The organism is Aquimonas sp. (assembly GCF_044377145.1).
GTDB lineage: Bacteria > Pseudomonadota > Gammaproteobacteria > Xanthomonadales > Xanthomonadaceae > Aquimonas.
This window is the reverse complement of record NZ_JBILJQ010000048.1, coordinates 1-12469: the sequence shown is the minus strand read 5'-3', so window position 1 is coordinate 12469 and position 12469 is coordinate 1. Positions and strand designations below refer to the sequence as shown.

Below are 12469 nucleotides of genomic sequence, written 5' to 3'. Positions count from 1 at the left end.
AGTGCACTGCCGAAGCGTTTGGTCGGCTTGGACTGTGAAGCGGCGAATGCGAGCTGCATCCGGGCGAGTTGCCGTGGAGACGGCTGAACCTGCGGCCATTGTTGGGGGCTGAGGCCTGCCCGAACCCTCACCCCAACCCCTCTCCCACTGGGAGAGGGGCTCGCGGCGTCGAGTTGCTGCGCCGGTATCGCAGGTGAGGGTCGGGGCAATGCGTCCAGCAGCCCGGACTGACGCTTCCGAGCGGCTGACGACTCTGTGCCGTGCCCGGCCTTCGCCTACGGCCGCCAGTTCGCGTGCGCGTCCCAGAACGCCACGCTGCGCCGATACGCCGCGCGGTCGAGGGCGACGCCTGAACCGCCCTCGGCGATGCCCAGCGCGTTGCGCAGCAGGGTGATCGGCACCATCGGCAACTCGGCTGGCTCCATCGTGTACAGACAGCCGACCACGCCCCAGTCGGCCTCGATCGGCGTGTCCTCCAACGCCAGCTGTTCGCGGTTGTAGAGAATCGGCAGCAGATAGTTCGCAACCGGCGGCTCGATGCCCTCGAACCAGCGCACCAGCACCGGCAGTTCTTCCTTGGTCCGGGCCTCGTAGGCGCTGCGCAGAAGATGCCTGTTGTCGGCACTGATCGGCAGCACCGAGCAGCGGGTCGAGGTCCAGTTGCGGTGCACGTGCAGCTTGCAGAACGGCGCATAGCCGTCCAGCACCTGCACTGGCGCATGCGTGTTCAGGTGCTCGATGAAGCCTTCGGCTGTGCAGTCCTGGATCGCGGTGACGCGCCGGTCGCGTGGGAACAGGCGGGCGCGGGCGAAGGGCGTCAGCGCGATCGACATCGCGGAGTTCTGCAACGAAGGGCTCATCGCGGCCTGACTCCCGCGGCGACCTGCAGCACGCGGCCGCAGTACTGCGCATCGTCGTCTGCTTCGACCATGGCAAGGGTCTTCATGCAGCCGCCCTCGTGGAAGCGCAGCACTGGGACCAAAGCGCGATCCACAGCGGTATCGAGCTGTCGCACGCTGGCATGCAGGGTGATGTCATCGCCGCCGGGGCCGGGCGCCTGCGTGTGGATGTCGACGTCGGCGAACTCTCGACTGTTCGTCAGCAGCTGATGCGAGGCCCGCGCATGCGGCAACGAGTTCAAACCGGAAGAAATGCGGCAAAGGTCCATCGCGAATCCCATGCAGTGGTCAAATTGCGGCGGCGCGTGGCGCCGCGCGGCACGCTACACCAAGCCCCGACGATTCAAAAGGCGCACACGCCGAACCCATGGCGGTGCGCAGGCAAGGCTCCGCTGCCTCATCTCCAGCCGCCAAGCGGACATCGACGGGCCTTCGCTAGTCACGGCGCCTGTCAGGCAGCATCCTGTGCCCCGACTGCACGCACATCCTGCGAGGACACACCCTTGACCTGGTTGATTCTGCTGATCCTGCTGCTGGCACCGCCGCTGTGGGCGCTGATCGCCTACAACCGCCTGATCCGCCTGCGCAATCAGACGCGCACGGCCTGGGCCGATATCGATGTGCAGCTGACCCGTCGACACGATCTGGTGCCGCAGCTGGTCAGCACCGTGCAGGCGGCCGCGCAGCACGAGCAGGCCACGCTGAGTCGGGTCACCGAACTGCGTGCGCAGGCGCTGGCGTTGTCCAGCCCGGCCGCACTGGGCGCGGTGGAACTGCAGCTGGAGCAGGCGATCGGCCGCTTGTTCGCCCTGCGCGAGGCCTACCCCGAGCTGCGCGTGAGTGAGAATTTCCTCGCCCTGCAGCGCGATCTGGTTCAGATCGAAGACCACCTGCAGATGGCGCGGCGCTTCTACAACGGCGCGGTGCGCGACTACAACGATGCCGTGCAGCGGGTGCCTGATTTACTGGTGGCGCGTGCCGGTGGGTTCATCGATGCCGAGTTCTACCAGGCGCGCGACAGCGAGCGCGCCGCGGCGCAGGTGCAGCTGCCATGAGTGCGCTGCGTGCGGTGAAAGTGCTGCTGAGCCTTCTGCTGCTGCTGATCAGCGCCGCAGCGAGCGCGCAGGAGCGCATCCGCGACTACCGGGTCGAGGTGCAGGTGCAGGCAGACGGCGCGATCGATGTCGTTGAGCACATCACCGTGCGCGCCGAAGGCCAGCAGATCCGGCGCGGCATCTACCGCGATTTCCCGACCCGCTATCGCGATCGCTTCGGCAATGCGGTGGTGGTTGAACTCGAAGTGCTCGAGCTTCAGCGCGACGGCCAGCCCGAGCCCTGGTTCACCGAGCCGATGGACAACGGCGTGCGCATCAATACCGGCAGCGATGAGTTCCTGCCCGACCTGCCGCGCGAGTTCCGCTTCAGCCTGCGCTACCGCACCACCCGTCAGCTCGGATTCTTCGCCGAGCACGACGAGCTGTACTGGAACGCCATCGGCACCGGTTGGGCGTTTCCGATCGATACCGCACAGGTGCAGGTGCGGCTGCCGGCCGATGTGGCCGCAGCCGATCTGCAGCTCGACGGCTACACCGGTCCGCAGGGTGCGCAGGGCCGTGGCTTTCGCGCCGAGGTGGTGTCGCCCGGGCGTGCGGATTGGACGCTGACCCAGCCGCTGCAGGCCGGCGAGGGCCTGACCATCGTGCTTGGCTTTCCGAAGGGCTTGGTCACCGAGCCCACGCGCAGCCAGCGATTGGGCTGGTTGCTGGCCGACAATCGAGGACTGCTGGTCGCGCTGGCGGCGCTGGTGCTGCTGCTCGTGTACTGCGCGATGCGCTGGCACGCGGTGGGGCGCGATCCGGCGGCCGGGGTGATCTTCGCCCGCTACGAACCGCCCGCCGGGCGTTCAGCGGCCGAACTGCGCTACCTGCGTCGGATGAGTTACGACACCCGCTGTCTGACCGCAGATCTGCTGGCCGGCGCGGTGGCCGGTGCGGTGGAGGTCGAGCGCAGCAAAGGTCTGTTGTTCGGTGAGCACTGGCAGATCGGGCGCCTGCCGGGCGTCGCCGTGGAGCGGCTGCACGCCACTCAATCCGCACTGCTGGGCAGCCTGCTGCCGACGCCGGGTGCGCGTATCGAGCTGACCAAGAGCAAGCAGACCGCGCAGCAGATGCAGGCCGCGATGGCCGCGCATCTGAAGGTCCTGCACAAGCGCCTGCACGGCAGCCACTTCCACGCCAACCTCGGCAGTGCAGGGATTGCGGCACTCATTGCCGTGCTCGGCGGCGTGCTGGCGTTTGCAAGCTCTGGCGGGCATGCCGAGGCCGCGATCATCGCGGAGTGCGTGCTGATGGCGGTGGCCGTGTTCGCGTTCGCCTGGCTGGTGAAGGCGCCCACCGCTGAGGGCCGCAAGCTGCTCGATGAGATCGAGGGCCTCAAGCTCTACCTCAGCGTGGCCGAGCGCGACGAGCTGGCGGCGGTGCGTGGGCCGGGCGAGATCCCGCAGCTCGACGCCGCGCGGTACGAGGCGTTGCTGCCGTATGCGATCGCGCTGGACGTGGAAGAGGCCTGGTCCAGCAAGTTCACCCTCGCCGTCGGTGCCGCCGCAGCGGCCGCGGCCACCGGCGCCATCAGCTGGTATCGCGGCGGAGGCTTCAACGACATCGGCAGCCTGGCCAAGGCGGTAGGCAGCGGCCTGAACAGTTCAATCGCCTCGTCGAGCAGCCCGCCGGGCAGCAGCTCGGGCGGCGGTGGCGGAGGTTCCTCCGGTGGCGGTGGAGGCGGCGGCGGTGGCGGCGGGCGCTAGGTCGTCGCAGGTGCGCGCCTGCGGGTGTTCGCTTGGCGCAGCTTGGCACTGAGCCACAGGTGCAGCGGCGCACACGGAGCAACCACGAAGCAGCGACACGGAAGCCGTGAGTCGAGCCTCGCCGGAGTTCGCCGGCCGAAGTTCCGCACGCCTCACGACCTCCCGCATCGCAGCCATCACTCCGCTCGTCGAGCGCCGCTGCGCGCCACAGGCCCGCACGCCCCGCCGGGCACGTGGCGCAGCCCTCAGCCTCCGGCACTGACGCTCAAAGATCCTCGTCTTCGCTCAACGGTGCCGGATCTCCGACAAGCCAATAGCGGCCCTGCAGCACCGCACCTGCGCCGCCGGTGCGGCAGTGCTCGTCGTCGGTGTGGCTCACCTCAAACCCCTCGGGCAGATAGCGCAGCTGCAGCTGGCACTCGACGTCCGGATCATTGCCCTCGAAGGGGCCCTGCGCGGCATTGCCTTCAAGCTGCAGGAAGACCTGCTCCAACTCGCCCATGGCGGCCGGGCCGTACTCCTGCAGGGGGCCGCGCCCGATCCGCATCCAGAACGCATCCAGCCGCAGAGTTTCATCGCCGGTCGGACGAATGCTGATCGAGTTCCAGGCGCCGTGGCCGGCGTACTGCCAGAACTCGCCCGTCTGTGGGCTGCCAGCGAACGCCTGCGCACAGCGCTGTTGCAGCTGTCGACGGTTGGCCTGGGTCGCCTTGTGCCCCGCGTCGGCGACCTCCAGCCAGGCGCGCGCTCGCAGGCAGTCGCCAGCGCGGAGCGCGGCCAAGCCGGCGTTGTTCAGGGCGATCTGGCGGGCCGCAGCCAAACGTTCTGAATCCGCCCCTTCGTCTGCACCCTTCAGCGCGGTTTCGGCGAAGTCGACCTGGCGCTCGAAGGCTTGCCGCGCGGCATCGAACTGGCCGGCGCTCAAGGCATCACTGCCCACACGATTGCAGGCGGCGGTACTGGCACAGTCGCTGGCGCTGCCGGCAAGTGCGGCCAGCGCCAGCACGGCGATCGAAGACATGGGAGCTCCAGTGCGAGGATAGGGCGGTCAGTCTAGCCCCAGCACATCGTGCCTCTGGCTGTTCGACTCTGGCGCCAATCCGGCTGGCCGTTGCTATCGCCCCTATGTTGCAAGCCCCCGGGGTGGAAACGGCACCCGCCGCTCGCGCGGCCGTGCTTCAAGGGGGCTGTCAGGGCGCCAGTTCGAGCGTGCCGATGGCGGCCTCGCGTGTTGTCGGTTTCAGCGGGCATGCCCAGGCTGCCGACAGCCCGCGCAGCAGCAGCCATTCCTCATCGCTGCAGCGGCCGTCGTGCTCGGCGATCGACTGCAGTTGATCCAGCAGCTGACGCTGCGCAGTCGGCTGCAGCTGGTCCAGCCGCTCGATCACGGTGTCGAACAGCTGCAGTTCGTTGGCTGGCAGAACATCGTCCACATCCAGCCACAGCGCGGTCTCGTGTCGGCGCAGCAGCTGCAGCGCGGCGGCATCGCTGGCACCGCTGCGGCGGACCATCCACAGCAGCAGCTGGCGGATGTCGGCCGCACGCTGCTGCAGGCTGTGCTGGCCAGGGCGTCGCTGGGTTCTCTGCGCGGGTTTCAGGATGGTCTCCAGGCAGTTCCACTGCGCCCATTCCAGCAGCTCGATGCGGCCATCGGCGAACACCTGCCGCTGCACCGCCCGCAGCAGTCGCTCGCCTTGTTCGGTGGGCTGCAGCGCCAGCGCGGCGGCGCAGGATTCGACCAGCTCGATACGCTGGCGCGGTGACAGCGGCTGCACGGCGGCGATCAGTTGTGCCGCGTCGATCACGGCCGTATCGGTCTTCGCGATATCGGTCTTCTCAGCATCAGACCCCGCATTCGCGCACAGGTCCCGGTTCGCCTGCAGCCGCTGCCGCAGGCCGTCCTCACGCAGCGGCGTTTCGAACAGGGCGAACAACAGCGCGCAGGCCGCGCCCGGCTGCTGCTGTGGATCAGGCAGCGGCGCTGCGGGCGCGCCTTCAGCAGTCGCCAGCGTGCCGACCAAGGCCTGCCAACCGGGATGCTGCGGCGTTACCACCAGGCCCAGGCGCTGGGCTTCCGGATCGGCCCAGGCGACGGGCGCTTCGTGCACGCGCCGCTTGGGCGCCTTGCGCAATGCATCGAGGTCGACGCCCGCGTCGAAGCGCGCGATGCGGCGTGCGGCAGACGGGTGGCTCTCCAGGAACATCCGCGCCGTCCAGCCCGAGGGTGCGAAGCACAGATGGGTGAGTTCCTCGCTGAGCTCGATGCCCATCCGGCTCAGGCGATAGTCGTCCGGCAGTTTCAGCAGCAGGCTCAGCAGCGGCTCGCGGCTGCGGGTCAGCTCGATCACCGCCGCGTCGGCCTTGAACATGCCGCGGCGCATGGCCGCGGCCTGCAGCACCGTTGCGAACACGTAGCCCAGCCCGCTGACTCCGGCCCCCAGCAGGGCCGGCAGGCCGATCAGCATGCCGAAGGCGCTGGCATCGACACTCGTACCGCGACGGGTGTAGCCGAGCGGGATGCTGCCGGCCGTTCTGCGTATCCATCGAAACGCGCGCACGCACAGCGCGAACGGCGCCAGCAACGCGTGCTGCAGGCCGAGCAGGGAGGTGTCGATGGCGCTTTCGCCCGCGCGGATGCGGCCGATGCACCAGGCCACCAGTGCCTGCAGCTCGTCTCGCTGCAGGTGAACAAAACTGCCGGCGCTGATCAGCACCACCGAATCGGCGGCGGTGCGCCCGATCGCCAGCCCGTTGACCGAGCTGACCTCTTCCAGCACATAGATCGACGGCGCCGGAATCCGCGCGCTGACCGCCATCTCCGCGCTGACGTTCAACAGCTGGGTGCGCTCAAGATTGCTGCCCCGCAGCGGCTCGCCGCCGAGTTCCAGCGCCATCTGCGCGCCCGACAGCCGCGCCAGCGGATGCCGCCACAGGCTCAGCCCGATCACCACCCCCAGGCCGAGCAGGGTGAACACGAACACGCTGGTCAACACGCCGCCGTCGCGGGTGAACAGCTGCGCCAGCAGCACCGCCAGCGTGGCCACGCTGAGCTGGGTGGCGAGAATCGCCAGCACATAGCCGCAGCGCCACAGCCAGCGGTTGCGCGCCTCGCGGCGCTGCGCATCGAAGAACTTCACGGGGCCCCCAGGCGGGCGATCAGCGGTGGCCGCCACTGTGCAGCATCGGCCGGGGTCCGGTCGATGGGGCGGCGTGCCGATGCGGTCGCGCCGATTCGCTGCTGCCAGACGACAGGCTCAGCCGGTACTGCTGGCGGCTGTACTCGGGTGGCGCCGATACCACAGCATCTGCCCGAGGTTGATCAGGTTCACGCCCAGGGTCAGCACGTTGGCGACGATGATCGGCAGGTTGTCGATGATCAGCCCGTACACCAGCCACAGCACCACGCCGGCAGTGAACACGCTGAACGAGATCATCGACAGATCGCCCGCCGAGCGCCGCCGGTGGTTGCGGATGATCTGCGGAACAAAGGCGACGGTGGTGCAGGCCGCTGCGGCCAGCCCGACAAGGGTGATGGTGTCCATTGAGTTCCTCGGGTGTCAGGCGCTGAAGAACTCGCGCACTTCGCGCCAGTTCTGCAGGCGCGTGTGGGCGGTATCGAGCAGGTTGTGCGGGGCGCTGAACAACAGGCCCTTGCCGCGGAAACCGATGAAATTGCGCGCGTGGTCGTCGATCAGAAAATCAGCACACACCGCCGACTTGTCGCCGCAGTAGATGAAGTTGCGCCAGTGCACAAATGAGAAGTGCGCATGCAGCCACTCGTACTTGGGCTGGAACGAGTTCGGGTACTCCATCGCCGCGGTGGCGAAGAAGATCTCGTAGCGCTCGCTGAGTTCGCGCACCACCGCCTGGCTGCCGTCGATCACGTCGAGATCGTGGAAAAACCCGGCCTCGCGCGGATACGCACGCACCACTTCGCGGTGCGCCTCCGGCACCGCCTCGAACAGATGCCGGCCGCGCAGCGATACGCGATCCACTTTGATGCCGAAGTCGCGCTCGTAGAACGCCAGAAAGCGGCCGAGCGAGTCGGCCACCACCTCGTCCATGTCGATGGCGATGCGCTGTTTATGCATGGGTGCCGGGCTCAAGCAGCCACTCGGACATGGCCACCATCCATTCGCCGAGGTAGTCGAAGCGGTGGATCTCATCCATCGAGATATCCACGCTCGCGCACAGCTCGGGCAGCTTGGTTTCGAACGCAGCGAAGCGTCGGACGATGGCAGCGCCGCCGCGGGTCTTCTCGCCTGCGGGCTTCTTCTTCGCCAGAAAGTGGCGAATTTTGCTGATCATGCTGTGCGGGTCGTTGCCGTGGTAACTGGGGTCTTGGCCAGCGAGGTCGCTCAGCGTCTGCTTGTCCTGATACAGCTTCGAATCGAGCAGCAGCAGGTCGCGCTGCAGGTCGGACCGCCCGAACAGCATGCGGCCCCAGGCCAAGCCGCACTCGAACGGCATGTTGAACCTCGGCAGCTGCGAGCCCGCGCTCAGCTCAACCCGGCTGATGTCGTGGATGGAGAGCCGTGAGCTCTCGACGATCCGGGCGATCTTGTCGATACGCGTTTCACCGGAACCTGCGTCCTCGATCGCCAAGCGAGCGATGAAGCCGCAATCGTGGATGGTGAAGACCATCGCTCGCAGCAGCGGCAGATAAGTGTCGTCGAACGGACAATTGACGAAAACGCTCAGCTCGGGCGGAAGCTCCGCCGACGCCAGCGCCTCAGCCACCTTTAGCGCCTTGCAGCGCCTTGCGGATCAGGTCGGCGCTTACGTGCGTGCCCTGCATCGGCGAGGCAAACACCACGTAGCCATCAATCGTTTTGCTGCGAACCCTGTTGGCGCCTGTGCTGGTCGCGCCCTTGGCAAAAACGGTGCGCTCCCGCTGCGTCTTCGCCGCCGCCCTCGTCGCGTCCGCCGCCGCCGTACGTCGAACGCGACCGGCTTTGGCCCCGTGCTCCTTCTTGCGCTTGGTGGCTGCCGCCTGGGCGATCAGCTCGTCCAGCTCTCCGGGTGTCATGTCCTGGAGATCAATCTTGCTCACGCTGCACCTCGGTAGCGGCCTTCGAACGCCTGAATCAATCTAGCAGGCCTCCGCCGTGTTTGCCTCACGCCGGTGCCGCGATGCTCACCAATCCGTACGCCCCGGAATCAGCCCGCGCAGCTCGGCGTCGGTCAGGTTGCGCCACTGGCCGACTTTCAGCGCGCCGAGCTTGATGTTGTCGATGCGCACCCGGCGCAGCTGCTTGACCCGGTAGCCGAAGGCCGCCGCCATCAGGCGGATCTGCCGGTTCATGCCCTGGGTCAGGGTGATGCGGAAACCGAACTTGGCCAGCCGCGCGGTGCGGCAGGGCAGGGTCATCTCGCCGCGGATGCGCACGCCCTTGGCCATGCCGAACAGGAACTCGGGCGTCACCGCGTTGTTGACCCCGACCATGTATTCCTTCTCATGGCGGTTCTCGGCACGCAGGATCTCGTTGACGATGTCGCCGTTGCTGGTCAGCAGGATCAAGCCCTCGCTGTCCTTGTCGAGCCGGCCGATCGGAAAGATGCGCTGCTCGTGGCCGACGAAATCGATGATATTGCCGCCGACCTCGGTGTCGGTGGTGCAGGTGATGCCCACCGGCTTGTTCAGCGCGATATAGATGTGCTTGCGGCCCTTCTTCTCGACCCGCTTCGGCAACGGCAGGCCATCGAGCAGCACTTCATCGCCGTCCTCGACCTCCGTCCCGATACCGCCGCGCTTGCCACCCACGCTGACGCGCCCGGCAGCAATCAGACGATCAGCCTCGCGGCGCGAGCAGTAGCCGGTGTCGGCGATGTGTTTGTTGAGGCGCATAGAGAAAGCGGCCAGGACCGCAGGGTTCGGCAAAGGGTCGCCATGATCGCAGGTGGGGCGCGGGTTGGCGATGGCGAGGGCTTTGCGCACCGCGCCGGCCCTTCAGTTTCAAGCGCGTCGGTCGAGCGGGCTGAGTACCGCCGAGCCGCCGCGATTGAGAACGTGCGTGTAGATCTGGGTAGTGGCGACATCACTGTGGCCCAGCAGCTCTTGCACGGTGCGGATGTCATACCCGCTCTCCAGCAGGTGGGTCGCAAAGCAGTGCCGCAGCGTGTGCGCGGTCACCGGCTTGTCGATGCCGGCTTGGTGACGCGCACGCCGAAGCGCGCGGGCCAGCATCGAATCATCCAAATGATGGCGCCGCATCACGCCGTCCAGCGGATCGCGGGAACACTGCACCGATGCGAAAACGAACTGCCAGCCGAACTCGCTGGCGGCGCTCACGTATTTGCGCGCCAGTGCATGTGGCAATCGGGCCTGGCCGCGGCCGTCCGCAAGGTCAAGGCCGTGCAGCACCCGCGCCCGCTCGATCTCGGCTTTCAAGCCGGCCACCAGGCTTTGCGGAAGCACGGTGCGCCGGTCCTTGCCGCCCTTGCCTTCGCGGACGATGATCTCGTTGCGCGCGAAATCCAGATCCTTGACCCGCAAGCGCAAACCCTCCATCAAACGCATTCCTGTGCCGTACAGCAGGCGCGCGACCAAGCCGACACGCCCGTCCATGCAGGCGAGCAGTGTCTGCACTTCGGCCACCGACAGCACCACCGGAAGCCGCCTGGGCTTGCGTGCGCGGACTACCCCATCAAGCCAGGGCAGTTCGACCAGCAGCACCTGCCGATACAGAAACAACAAGGCCGCCAGCGCCTGGTTCTGCGTGCTGGCGGCCACTTGGCCCTGCACGGCCAGCGCGGAAAGAAATTCCTCCACCTCCGCACCGCCCATCTCCCGCGGATGGCGCTTGCCGTGAAACAGGATGAAGCGACGGATCCAGCCGAGATAGGCCTTCTCGGTGGCGTGGCTGTAGTGCTTCAGCCGCAGCACCCGACGAACCTCGTCCATCAGCCGCGGCGCTGGAGCCGCGCCGGGGCTGGGATATACCGCGGAATCGGGGGTATAAGGCATAAGTGCTCGGATCCGAAGTGTGTTATCCCTCAGCCTGGACCCTGTCCGGATGCGTGAAAGCCGGAGAAGTGCTTGAATCTTCGTAAGAAAAATCTGATTGACAGCCGCGCCCGCCTACCTGAACAATCCGGCTTACCGCCCGGAGCCGGGGCATAAGTACAAGTTAGGCATCAGATTGGAGGTTTCGTGGCGATTGCCAAGAAAGTCATCCCAGCACTTCCGTCCGTAAAGGAGTTCTGTCTTTCTGTTCCGCTCTACGAGCGGTTCGAGTACGACGACGACAAGAACAATGGCTTCTTTGCGGTAGAGCAGTTCGAAGGAACGCTGGACATGCACTGCCCAGAATGTGGGCAACACAGCGTCTTCGCCGTAAAGAAGAACTCGTACGCGACTAGTTCTCGCTACACGAACTACATTTTCTCACTCTTCTTCCGCTGCTCCCGAGACAGCCAACATCAAGCGCTCTTCATCTTCCGTGCTCATCGCGGGACGATCCAGAAAATTGGTCAGATTCCCTCTCTGGCTGATCTGGCGATGCCAGACCTAAAGAAGTATCGCGCAGTCCTCGGTGACGAGCGCTACAAGGAGTTGGCACGAGCTATCGGGCTTGCCACGCATGGCGTGGGCGTTGGCGCATTCGTTTATCTCCGGCGAATCTTTGAGTCCTTGATTGAAGAGGCGCGTGTCGAGGCTTCGAAGCAACCGGATTGGGACAACGATCAATACGCCTCCGCTCGCATGGTCGAGAAGATTGTCATGCTCAAGGGGCACTTGCCGGACTTCCTTGTGGAGAACAAGGCTCTTTATGGTGTGCTAAGCGTTGGCGTCCACACTCTTAGCGAGGCAGATTGCTTGAGTGCTTTCCCGGTGGTGAGGCTGGCTATTGAGTTGATCCTCGATGGCTTACTTGAGCAGCGGGAGAGAATGGAGAAGCTAAAGTCTGCATCCAAGGCAATTGCAGCGCTCAAGGCGGCGGCGGGAAAATCTGATGCCTAACATTTCGCTCAAGCGGACAGATCAATCGCTTCGCGATTGATGCTGCCGCTTAGCTCAACAGTTAGGCGCCTGAAATGACTACCACTGCCGACCGTAGCGATTTCCGCGAGTCGATCAGGGCGAATCGGGTGTTCATCCTGGGTGCGGGCTTCTCAGCCGCCGCGGGAGTGCCATTGACGAACGAATTGCTGAAAGAGGCCCTACACCTCTTCTCACTTGAATGCCCGGGGATCTACAGCCGCGTCGAGAACTACGCGATGGAATCGATTGGCCAGGAGTCCGGCAGTCTCAACGTTGATCATTTGAACTTCTCAGAACTCTGCACGTTCCTTGAATTCATTGAGCTACGAGAGTATGGCGGCGGCGAGCGGTGGAATCAGAACGGGAGCCGCGAGAAGTTGGCCCTTCGGTACTACCTAGCGAAGACCATCGTTGCGAGGACTCCCAAGCCAAGCTCCGTCCCAAGCCTATACCTAGAGTTCGCGGCTCAACTGCAACCGAGAGACTTCGTGATCTCATTCAACTGGGACGGACTGCTTGAAGCCGCCCTTCTAGCCATCGGCAAACCGTACACGTACGACCGATCGGACGAAAACGCCATTACCATTTCCAAGCTCCACGGCTCGGTGAACTGGCACCTTGGAGAGCCACAAAGACTGGACGGAAATCCGCCGATACGTAAGCGTCCGCCCACCCCACCTACCGCCGTGACCTCATCACGCCGACCCTGACAACCATTCCAAACGGAGGAGTGGTGCGATGCGGTGTTCAGCGATGTGGGGTTGGCAAGCGCATGTGCGCTCG

General features: G+C 65.7%; 14 protein-coding genes. 4 read left to right on the top strand and 10 right to left on the bottom strand.

Features of this window, described 5'->3' with window-relative positions; all coding sequences use genetic code 11:
* Nucleotides 1-275 precede the first annotated feature (275 nt).
* A complete protein-coding gene (locus ACIQ7H_RS14450; RefSeq protein WP_395792739.1) occupies nucleotides 276-833 on the bottom strand; it encodes a DUF3228 family protein in 558 nt (185 codons plus the stop codon).
* A 23-nt stretch (nucleotides 834-856) separates the two neighbouring features.
* Nucleotides 857-1168 carry a hypothetical protein gene (locus tag ACIQ7H_RS14445; protein ID WP_395792683.1) on the bottom strand — a complete coding sequence of 104 codons (312 nt, stop codon included), beginning with the start codon at nucleotides 1166-1168 and terminating at the stop codon, nucleotides 857-859.
* Nucleotides 1169-1402: 234 nt separating this feature from the next.
* On the opposite strand from ACIQ7H_RS14445, the gene ACIQ7H_RS14440 reads away from it, so the two are divergent.
* A complete protein-coding gene (locus ACIQ7H_RS14440) occupies nucleotides 1403-1954 on the top strand; it encodes a LemA family protein (protein WP_395792681.1) in 552 nt (183 codons plus the stop codon).
* Nucleotides 1951-3702, top strand: coding sequence for a DUF2207 domain-containing protein (locus ACIQ7H_RS14435; RefSeq protein WP_395792679.1), 1752 nt, complete (start codon nucleotides 1951-1953; stop codon nucleotides 3700-3702). Before ACIQ7H_RS14440 ends, ACIQ7H_RS14435 begins: the two co-directional genes overlap by 4 nt.
* Nucleotides 3703-3967: 265 nt before the next feature.
* On the opposite strand, the gene ACIQ7H_RS14430 is transcribed toward ACIQ7H_RS14435, so the two are convergent.
* From ACIQ7H_RS14430 to ACIQ7H_RS14395, 8 genes are all read right to left on the bottom strand, one after another.
* Nucleotides 3968-4723: a hypothetical protein gene (locus tag ACIQ7H_RS14430; RefSeq protein ID WP_395792677.1), complete on the bottom strand. Its 756-nt coding sequence runs from the start codon at nucleotides 4721-4723 to the stop codon at nucleotides 3968-3970.
* A gap of 169 nt (nucleotides 4724-4892) precedes the next feature.
* Nucleotides 4893-6839, bottom strand: coding sequence for a M48 family metalloprotease (locus ACIQ7H_RS14425; RefSeq protein ID WP_395792675.1), 1947 nt, complete (start codon nucleotides 6837-6839; stop codon nucleotides 4893-4895).
* Nucleotides 6840-6956: 117 nt separating this feature from the next.
* Nucleotides 6957-7244, bottom strand: coding sequence for a SemiSWEET family sugar transporter (locus ACIQ7H_RS14420; RefSeq protein WP_395792673.1), 288 nt, complete (start codon nucleotides 7242-7244; stop codon nucleotides 6957-6959).
* A gap of 15 nt (nucleotides 7245-7259) precedes the next feature.
* Nucleotides 7260-7793: a hypothetical protein gene (locus ACIQ7H_RS14415; RefSeq protein ID WP_395792671.1), complete on the bottom strand. Its 534-nt coding sequence runs from the start codon at nucleotides 7791-7793 to the stop codon at nucleotides 7260-7262.
* Complete coding sequence (locus ACIQ7H_RS14410; protein WP_395792669.1) at nucleotides 7786-8442, bottom strand: hypothetical protein; 657 nt, start codon at nucleotides 8440-8442, stop codon at nucleotides 7786-7788. Before ACIQ7H_RS14410 ends, ACIQ7H_RS14415 begins: the two co-directional genes overlap by 8 nt.
* A complete protein-coding gene (locus tag ACIQ7H_RS14405; RefSeq protein ID WP_395792667.1) occupies nucleotides 8435-8755 on the bottom strand; it encodes a hypothetical protein in 321 nt (106 codons plus the stop codon). Before ACIQ7H_RS14405 ends, ACIQ7H_RS14410 begins: the two co-directional genes overlap by 8 nt.
* 84 nt (nucleotides 8756-8839) lie before the next feature.
* Nucleotides 8840-9550, bottom strand: a complete 711-nt coding sequence (locus ACIQ7H_RS14400) for a pseudouridine synthase (RefSeq protein WP_395792665.1) — start codon at nucleotides 9548-9550, stop codon at nucleotides 8840-8842.
* Between the two features lie 108 nt (nucleotides 9551-9658).
* Nucleotides 9659-10669, bottom strand: a complete 1011-nt coding sequence (locus tag ACIQ7H_RS14395) for an integron integrase (RefSeq protein WP_395792663.1) — start codon at nucleotides 10667-10669, stop codon at nucleotides 9659-9661.
* Nucleotides 10670-10855: 186 nt separating this feature from the next.
* On the opposite strand from ACIQ7H_RS14395, the gene ACIQ7H_RS14390 reads away from it, so the two are divergent.
* Together ACIQ7H_RS14390 and ACIQ7H_RS14385 are read left to right on the top strand one after the other, a co-directional pair.
* Nucleotides 10856-11665, top strand: coding sequence for a hypothetical protein (locus ACIQ7H_RS14390; RefSeq protein ID WP_395792661.1), 810 nt, complete (start codon nucleotides 10856-10858; stop codon nucleotides 11663-11665).
* A gap of 74 nt (nucleotides 11666-11739) precedes the next feature.
* The gene (locus tag ACIQ7H_RS14385) at nucleotides 11740-12396 is read left to right on the top strand and encodes a hypothetical protein (RefSeq protein ID WP_395792659.1); all 657 of its coding nucleotides are present in this window, start codon (nucleotides 11740-11742) and stop codon (nucleotides 12394-12396) included.
* The last annotated feature ends 73 nt before the right edge of the window (nucleotides 12397-12469 follow it).